The following is an 8,868-nucleotide window of genomic DNA, read 5'->3' as shown; positions in this document are numbered from 1 at the left end:
AAACTCTATGATAATTTAGAGGTATCGCTTATCCCTACGATAATTTAGATATCCAAAAAATCTGTGTTTCCGGCTAAATAAGGCTAGAAACACAGATTTTTTATCAATCATTATACAGTCTTAATAATCAAAACGTTAAATTCTGATGGCTATTTATCATATAGAGTACTTTATCTTTTTAAGCTTATTGCAAGATTTTGGCCACCTCTGTAATAGGTTTCGCCAATTTTGGTGTATAGCTGTTTAGATACTGAATCACCTGATTTGTCAGATAGGTTGGTGTGGAAGCACCTGCTGTAATAGCTACAGCTTTACAGTTAGCCAATTGTTCATCAGTGATATCGTGTACATCATCAATAAGAAAAACATTTGCGATCCCTTGCTCTTTTGCAATCTGAGCAAGGCGGTTGGAGTTATTGGAATGTTTATCACCAACTACATATAAGACATCTATTTCAGCAGCATCAAGCTCAGCTATGGCCTGCTGACGGATTCTTGTGGCATTGCAGATTTCTTCACAAAACTCTGCTTGCGGATATGCTTGAGTAATCGCGGTAAATAATGTTTCAATATCAAATATTGACATTGTTGTTTGATTTGTGACAAAAACCTTAGACATTGTCGTAGGCAACTGCTGAATATCTTCCATATTTGTTATTAAATGAACCTTTGGGCTTAATGAGATGACAGCTTCAGCTTCTGGATGAAAAGCTTTTCCAATATAGAACACATCATATCCTTCTTCTAATTTTGTTTGTACAATAGCTTGTGTCTTTACAACATCTGGACAGCTGGCATCAATACCAATTAAGCCAAGTTCTGCGGCCTTTTGCTTTACTGCTGGGGCAACTCCATGAGCAGTAAAAATAACTACACTGCCAGATGGTATCTCTTGCAGCAATGCTAATCTTGTTTTCGTTTTATCGTCAATGGTATGAATATGCAGTTGATCTAAAGCCTGCATGACAAAACGGTTATGTACTAACATACCTAAAACATAAATGTTTTTATCGGGATACTCCATCGCTGTTTTGCGAGCAAGAGCAATGGCTCTTGTGACACCTTTACAATAACCGCGAGGAGTGACTTTTATTACCTTCATAAGCGTTCCTCCTGTTGTTATTATACCGTATTTTATGAGTGAAAAGATAGGAAAATACTAGAATTTCGGGTATAATAAGGAAGTAAAAACAGTGTTTTTTATTTACAACAAAAAGGATTCATGTATAATAGAAGAGCTGCTTTTAAAAAAGGAGGGGCATTCATGAGTAAATATAGCGATTATATGTTTCAAAAACATACAAAAATGTTTATTGAACTTGAAAAATTTATAGAACCTACACCGATTCAACAGGCGGTAATCCCTATGGCTTGTAAAGGAAAAGATATTATCGGTATTTCAGCGACAGGGACAGGGAAGACACACGCTTTTTTGATTCCTATTATGGAAAAAGTAGACAGCAGTAAACCTTGTGTGCAGGCGGTAATCACTGCACCTACCAGAGAATTAGCCTTACAGATTTATCAGCGATGTGAAAAGATGAGTGAAGCGGATCCCAAACTCGTCATCCGTTTAATTACAGGCGGAATTGAAAAGAGCCGGATGATTGAACAATTAAAAGTTCAACCACATATTGTTGTAGGAACTCCAGGTCGTATTAAGGACTTGTTTTTAAACGAACAGGTCTTGCGCGTGGATACCGCAGATATCATGGTGGTGGATGAGGCTGATATGACTTTAGAATTTGGCTTTTTGGAAGATGTAGATGCGATTGCAGGGAAGATGCGCAAGGACTTGCAGATGATGAGTTTTTCAGCAACGATTCCTCAGGAGCTGCGCTTGTTTCTAAAGAAATATATGGATCATCCGCAAACTGTACAAATTGAAGAACAAAGTGCATTTCATCCTAAGATCCAACATATTTTAGTGCCTGTCCAGCATAAAACATATGCTGAAAAAGTATTAGAGATTTTACCTTCTTTTACCCCATATGTTTGCTTAATCTTCGCTAATACGCGAAGTGAAGCTGCTAATGTAGCAAGCAATATGCGAGATGCAGGTTATGGTGTAATAGAATTGCATGGAGATTTAACTCCAAGAGAGCGCACGAAAGCGATGAAGGATTTGTCCAATTTGCAAAAATCATATGTAGTGGCAACCGATATTGCAGCCCGTGGCATTGATATTGAAGGGATATCTCATGTTATATCGATGGGATTTCCTAAAGAATTAGATTATTATATCCATCGTAGCGGACGTACTGGCAGAGCAGGACATGAGGGTATCTGTTATGCACTATATGAAAAAAAAGATGATACTGCTATACGTCAGTTAGAAGTTCGAGGCATTCATTTTGATCATAAAACCATAAAAAATGGTCAGTGGTGCGATTTAGAACCTTTGCATAAGAAGAAAGTACGCAAAGATGACCCATTAGAGAAAGAAATTGCAAAGATTGTTTCTCGTAAGAAGAAAAAAGTAAAGCCAGGTTATAAGAAAAAGCGTCAGCAGGAAGTAGAAAAATTAAAACGGAAAGCCAAACGTGCTATGATTCAAGAAGATATTCAGCGTCAAAAGAAAGAACGTGCTAAACAAAAGATGTTAGAGAAGAGGAATAGCGAATGAAAATAGGTAGTCATGTATCTATGTCTGCTCCTGAATATGTATTAGGAGCCGTAAAAGAAGCTATTTCATATGGTGCAAATGCATTTATGTTATATACAGGTGCACCTCAAAATACACGCAGAAAGCCAATGGAAGAACTGCGCATAAAAGAAGCACATGAGATCATGAAGTTACATGGTATAGAAAAAAGCAGCATGATCGTACATGCACCATATATCATCAATTTAGCAAATTGTGCGAAAGCAGAAACATTTGAACTCGGTGTTGATTTTTTGGCAAAGGAAATTGAACGTGTCAAACAATTAGAAGCAAGCATTTTGGTCTTACATCCTGGCAGTCATGTAAAAGCCGGCGAAGATGCTGGACTTGCTAAGATCGTAGATGGATTAGATCTAGCTATGAAACAGATTGGTGATGTACAGATAGCAATCGAGACGATGGCAGGGAAAGGTAGCGAACTTGGCTATAATTTTCAGCATATTCGCTATATCATTGATCATGTGAAACATCCTGAAAATATCAAGGTTTGTATGGATACTTGTCATTTGCATGATGCAGGATTCGATTTAAGTGATTTTGATCTTCTTTTGAATGAATTTGATGCGATCATTGGGATAGATCGTTTAGCATGTGTACATGTTAATGATTCAAAAAATATTCAAGGTGCTCGTAAGGATCGTCATGCGAATATTGGCTTTGGCGAAATTGGCTATGATAAGCTGCATGCAATCGTACATAACAAGCGAATTCAAGATGTCGTTAAAATATTAGAAACACCTTATGTGGACGGACATGCACCATATAAGCATGAAATCGCAATGTTAAAACAAGGTGTTTTTGATGCGAATTTATTGGACAAGTTAAAAAATGAAGTTGTGTAATGCATTTGCTATTTTTAGATAAGACTATGTGTTTATTAAGTAAAAAATGATAATAGTTCAGCATACGTTAGATCTTAGTTCCAACTATTGAAAATGATAAGAAAAAAGTAGGTAAATCCTAATGGAATGCCTACTTTTTTGAATATCAATTATCTTTTTTGTGTTCTGCAGCAAATGATCGGATTTCCTGCTTTAAGCGTTCCACTATTTCATCCTGTGGAAGTTTTTCAATGACAACGCCTTTTTTTATTAACAATCCTTCTTGTTTGCCACCGGCAATCGCGATATCTGCATGTTTAGCTTCTCCAGGACCATTTACAGCACAACCCATGATAGCGACATTTATATCACAATCTATCGTTGTTAAAAAGGATTCTATCTCATTGACAACAGGTTGCATATCCCATGCTGTACGGCCGCAAGTAGGACAGGCAATTAAATTTGGTGTGTTTTTTAATAACCCGCAGCATTTTAATAATTGCTTTACAATTGTGATTTCATTTACTGGATCACCATTTACACTGATACGAATCGTATCACCAATGCCTTCATTCAATAAAGTACCTAATGCCATACTGCTTTTAATAGCACTACCAATAAAAGTACCAGCTTCTGTAACCCCTAAATGTAATGGGTAAGGGAAGGTATTACTTGCTAAGCGATATGCCTCAATACATAATAAGGGATCACTTGATTTAAAAGAAAGACAAATATCATGAAAATCCAACTCTTCTAAAATTGCTACATGGCGTTTAGCACTTTCCATCATGCCTGCAGCTGTCGGTTTGCCATATTTTTCATGGATGTCTTTTTCTAAAGAGCCACTATTTATGCCAATTCGGATAGGAATATGATGTTGCTTGCAAACATTTACCACTGCTTGTACATTTTCTTTCGATCCAATGTTTCCAGGGTTTAAACGAATTTTGTCAATTCCATTTTCTACTGCAGCTATCGCTAGGCGATAATCATAATGAATATCAGCGACAAGAGGAATATGGGTGCGGTTACGAATTTCTCTGATTGCTTTTGCATCCTCTTCATCAATGATAGCCATGCGTACCAATTCACAGCCGCAAGCTTCTAATTGTAAGATTTGCGCAACCGTTTTTTCAATATCCTTGGTACGTGTATTGCACATACTTTGTATCACAACATGCTCGTTACCTCCTATCATAAGATCACGAACACGAATACTTCTTGTTTCGGTGCGAAGCATATAATATCAACTCCTTCATGTACCATTATAACAAAATTTATTTCTTTTACAATATGGTGGCATTTTCCATGAGATTTGTATTATAATAAGCGGTATACAGGAGGTGAATACATGATACGTAATCCATTTCGCGATCTGGATCATAAGAAATTACGCCGTAGTTCTGATGTTCTGCAGACGCAAAACGATTATTATAAAATTGTAAACCGACGTATTTTAATTTTTTCAATGATTGTGATTTTATTATTTTCAACAATAACGATACGTTTGGTCTTTATACAAGTGCGTGATCATGAAGATTATACAACAAAGTTGGTGAATTATTCTTCTCAACAACAGCGGTTTCAGACACCTCGTGGTGAAATATATGACCGCAATGGCAAATTGGTCGTAAAAACGGCATCTGCACATAACATTACATATTTTCCGCCAAAGGATGTAACTAGTAATGAAAAATGGGAACTGGCTCAGAAATTTGCCAAACAATTTCATATTAAGCATGAAACATTTACAAAAAGCGACATGCAAGATCTCTATTTATTCTTATATCGTGATGAAAACGGTAATGCAGATCGTACAGGGAATCATCTATTAAGTGATGAAGAATTAGCTACATTGACAAAAGCTAGTGATAAGGATAAACTTGTGCGTTCACGCATTACAGAAAAAATGGTAGATGAAATAGCTAGTGAAGAGGATAAAAACGCATTTAGTGTATATCTGTTAATGAATCAATCACCTAGTAATTCAATTAAGGTCATTGTTGAAGATGCTTCGAATGAAGATGTTGCCTATTTGATGGAGCATAAGGATGAGTATCGAGGTTTTGATGTGGACTTTGGTTCTTGGAAACGCGAATATCCTTATAAAGATACATTACGTGATGTCTTAGGTAGTGTCACTACCACCAAACAAGGTGTTCCAAGTGAAGAGCGTGAATATTATGAAGCATTAGGCTATTCTTTAACGGATCGTGTAGGAAGCAGTGGCTTAGAAAAGCAATATGAGCAGTTATTGAGTGGTACCCCTAAGGTGAGTGAAGTAACCTTTGAAAAGGATGGTACAGCGGTTTTAAATGAGATTAGTGCTGGAAAGAAAGGATATAATCTACATTTGACGGTCGATATTGAATTACAGAAAAAAGTTGATGATATCATGACCAGTATTGTTAAGCAATATGCTGGTACAAGTGGCCGTGAGGCATTTAACCAGGCCTTTGTTTTATTAATGAATCCAAATACAGGAGAGATATATGCATTAAGTGGAGCTGTTAAAAACAAAGATGGATCGATGACGAAATTCGCCAGTGGAACCTATTTGAATAACTATCAGGTAGGTTCTGTCGCAAAAGGTGCCACGGTATATATGATATTGAATGAAGGCGTGCAAACGGTAACTAGTACAGAATATGATACGACGATGAATATCGCCGGAGAAGAAAAAAGTTCATTTATGAATTTGGGTGTTGTAGATGCGGTGCGTGCATTGGAAGTTTCAAGTAATGTCTATATGTGGAAATCTATTATAAAGTTAGCAGGTGGCACCTATGTATCAGGGCAACCCTTAAATATTTCCAATGAGGCAACAGCCAAGACATTAACCAAGATGCGTCAATATTATTCGATGTTCGGTTTAGGGACAAAGACAGGATTAGATGTACCTAATGAAGCGTTAGGCATCATTGGCTATACACAGACGGCTGGTAACTTACTAGACTATTCTATCGGACAGTATGATACCTATTCACCAATACAGTTGGGACAATTTGTATCTACGATTGCCAATGGTGGTAAAAAGGTGCAGCCGAAGTTGGTGAATACGGCAAGTGAGGTTAACAGCAATTATACGATTTATGAAAACAAAACCAAGGTACTTTCGCAACTTTCAGGTAATTTGGATTACCTAAAGACCGTACAGCAAGGTTTCCGCGCTTGTATCACTGGAAATCATTGTGGTGTGGAGTTAAATGCCATGGATAAAGGTATAGCAGCTAAAACAGGTACCGCACAGGTAAGAGAATATAAAAACAATAAAGAATATCGTTATACAAATGTAAGTGAAATCGGTTATGCTCCATATGATGATCCGGAAGTTGCCTTTGTGTGTAGTGCACCAACCTCTGCTGCCGATTCTAGCAATCAGGAGGCAAGTATCTGTTCAACACAGATTTTACCGAAGGTTTTAAAAGAATATTTCAAAAAGTACGACTAATTTCGTAAAAAGTATTAGCATTCTTGCATATTGTATGATATAATTTTCAAGCAAAGTACGAGGAGGGACAACATGAGAGATAGAATCACTTTCAAATGTTCAGAATGTGGCGAAGAAAACTACATTGGAACACGTAATAAACGTAAAAATCCAGAACGTATGCAGATTCAGAAGTTCTGCCCACGTTGTAACAAGAAAACATTACATAAGGAGAAAAAATAAGAAGGGCCGACTACGGTCTTTTTTATTCGTGAAGACATATGAAATCAATTGAAACATTTGTATTAGGTATGGTTCAGGTAAATACCTATTTATTATGGAATGATGATCATGTTTTGGTAATCGATCCAGGTAGTAAATCATTAAGATTGCAAGAGGCAATCGACAAACGAAACGGTATTGTGGATGGCATCGTTTTGACACATGCCCACTTTGACCATATTGCTGGTGTTGATACGCTGGTGAATAAATATCATTGTCCATTATATATGAATGATTTGGATATACCGCTGCTTACCGATCCACAATTAAATTTTTCAATAGGAGATCCAATCATCGTTCATACAAAGGCACAAGTACTAACCCCTGGTGAGCATACGATTGGTAAATTTACTTTCCGATACATTGATGCACCAGGTCATAGCGAAGGCTGTAGTATGCTATTATGGGATGATCATTTATTTTGTGGAGATGTGTTGTTTCAAGGTAGTATCGGGCGGACTGATTTAGCCACAAGTTCAAATACTAAAATGATGCAGTCTTTAAAATACATTAAAACCATGGACCCCGATTTGAAGGTATATCCTGGTCATGGACCTAGGACGACATTAAAGGATGAATTTCAATGGAATCCTTATCTGCAATTTTAAACAGCTATTGCTGTTTTTTTTCTTCCTTAGTTTAAAACACAATTTTACCATTGAGAATGAACAGCATGCTAGCAGGCTTTTTCAATTCTTTTAGTTTTGTAAAGGTTTGATTTGGTGTATAATGAATAACAAGTGAGGAGGATATGCTATGCACAAAAAAATTTGTTTGCTGATTGCTTTTTTATTACTCTGTACAAGCTGTTCCTCCAATCAACAGGATAAGGTCAAAGAGGCAATGGAATCCTATCCCAAATCTCCAGCTGTTACAGAAAACCAAATCCTATATCCTAAAGAGCTGGGCAAGGATGTTTTAAAAACAAAAATAGCTATCATTGACTATACCCAATGCAATGATGGATATATTTATGTTCACGCACAATTTAAAGATAACAAAAAAGTGAAAATTCAAATTGCGAAAGGTGAAACCAAATATAATTACGATTTGCACAAAGATGAAGCAACGGCATTACCTTTACAAATGGGAAGTGGTAATTATCTCGTTAAGGTGTTGCAACATATGGAACAAAACCAATATGCCATCGTAGATGTGATTGAATTTCATGCCGATATAAAAGAAACTACATCACCTTTTCGTTATCCAAATCAAATTGCATGGTATGAAAAAGGTGATGACATCATTTCCTTTGCTTTAGATACCGTAAAAGATGCGGATAATGATTTAAAACGGATTCATGATATTTACAACAAAGTTGCACAAACGATAACTTATGATGATGCAAAAGCAAAGCAGGCTTCTAATAAATATATGATTCCAAATCTGAAAGACGTGCTGAAGCGTAAGCGGGGGATTTGTTTTGATTATGCTGCTTTGATGACAGCAATGTTGAGAATCAACCATATTCCAGCACGCTTGATTTGCGGAAATACGGATATCGAATATCATGCTTGGGTGGAAGTTTATGTAGAAGGACAAGGATGGGTCAATCCGGATATTTATGTAGATGAGGAAACTTGGACTAGAATTGATCCAACTTTTGCAGCACAAAAGTTTCAATACGATGGATCTTATGATGCGGTTTATTATTATTAAATCGAGTAGGA

General features: G+C 36.6%; 8 protein-coding genes. 6 read left to right on the top strand and 2 right to left on the bottom strand.

Annotation, left to right across the window (positions count from 1 at the left end; translation table 11 throughout):
* Positions 1–184 precede the first annotated feature (184 nt).
* The gene (ispH, locus tag LI241_RS07865) at positions 185–1,102 is read right to left on the bottom strand and encodes a 4-hydroxy-3-methylbut-2-enyl diphosphate reductase (RefSeq protein WP_227151122.1); all 918 of its coding nucleotides are present in this window, start codon (positions 1,100–1,102) and stop codon (positions 185–187) included.
* A 162-nt stretch (positions 1,103–1,264) separates the two neighbouring features.
* Between ispH and LI241_RS07860 the strand changes: the two genes are divergently transcribed.
* A complete protein-coding gene (locus tag LI241_RS07860; RefSeq protein WP_008688424.1) occupies positions 1,265–2,626 on the top strand; it encodes a DEAD/DEAH box helicase in 1,362 nt (453 codons plus the stop codon).
* On the top strand, positions 2,623–3,507 hold the full coding sequence (locus LI241_RS07855; RefSeq protein ID WP_008688426.1) for a deoxyribonuclease IV: 885 nt from the start codon (positions 2,623–2,625) through the stop codon (positions 3,505–3,507). Before LI241_RS07860 ends, LI241_RS07855 begins: the two co-directional genes overlap by 4 nt.
* 145 nt (positions 3,508–3,652) lie before the next feature.
* Here the strand turns inward: LI241_RS07855 and ispG are convergent, their stop codons facing one another.
* Positions 3,653–4,726 carry a flavodoxin-dependent (E)-4-hydroxy-3-methylbut-2-enyl-diphosphate synthase gene (gene ispG / locus LI241_RS07850; protein WP_008688428.1) on the bottom strand — a complete coding sequence of 358 codons (1,074 nt, stop codon included), beginning with the start codon at positions 4,724–4,726 and terminating at the stop codon, positions 3,653–3,655.
* Positions 4,727–4,837: 111 nt separating this feature from the next.
* On the opposite strand from ispG, the gene LI241_RS07845 reads away from it, so the two are divergent.
* The 4 genes from LI241_RS07845 to LI241_RS07830 all read left to right on the top strand — a co-directional run bounded on the left by LI241_RS07845 (position 4,838) and on the right by LI241_RS07830 (position 8,857).
* Positions 4,838–6,937 (top strand): penicillin-binding protein 2, encoded by a 2,100-nt coding sequence (locus tag LI241_RS07845; RefSeq protein WP_008688429.1) that lies wholly within the window; start codon positions 4,838–4,840, stop codon positions 6,935–6,937.
* Positions 6,938–7,009: 72 nt separating this feature from the next.
* Complete coding sequence (gene rpmG / locus LI241_RS07840) at positions 7,010–7,159, top strand: 50S ribosomal protein L33 (protein ID WP_008688434.1); 150 nt, start codon at positions 7,010–7,012, stop codon at positions 7,157–7,159.
* A gap of 38 nt (positions 7,160–7,197) precedes the next feature.
* Positions 7,198–7,806 carry an MBL fold metallo-hydrolase gene (locus LI241_RS07835; protein WP_008688436.1) on the top strand — a complete coding sequence of 203 codons (609 nt, stop codon included), beginning with the start codon at positions 7,198–7,200 and terminating at the stop codon, positions 7,804–7,806.
* Between the two features lie 148 nt (positions 7,807–7,954).
* A complete protein-coding gene (locus tag LI241_RS07830) occupies positions 7,955–8,857 on the top strand; it encodes a transglutaminase family protein (RefSeq protein ID WP_008688438.1) in 903 nt (300 codons plus the stop codon).
* The last annotated feature ends 11 nt before the right edge of the window (positions 8,858–8,868 follow it).

This window comes from Longicatena sp. 210702-DFI.1.196, from assembly GCF_020563125.1.
GTDB lineage: Bacteria > Bacillota_I > Bacilli_A > Erysipelotrichales > Erysipelotrichaceae > Longicatena > Longicatena caecimuris.
This window is presented reverse-complemented; position numbering and strand designations above follow the sequence as displayed.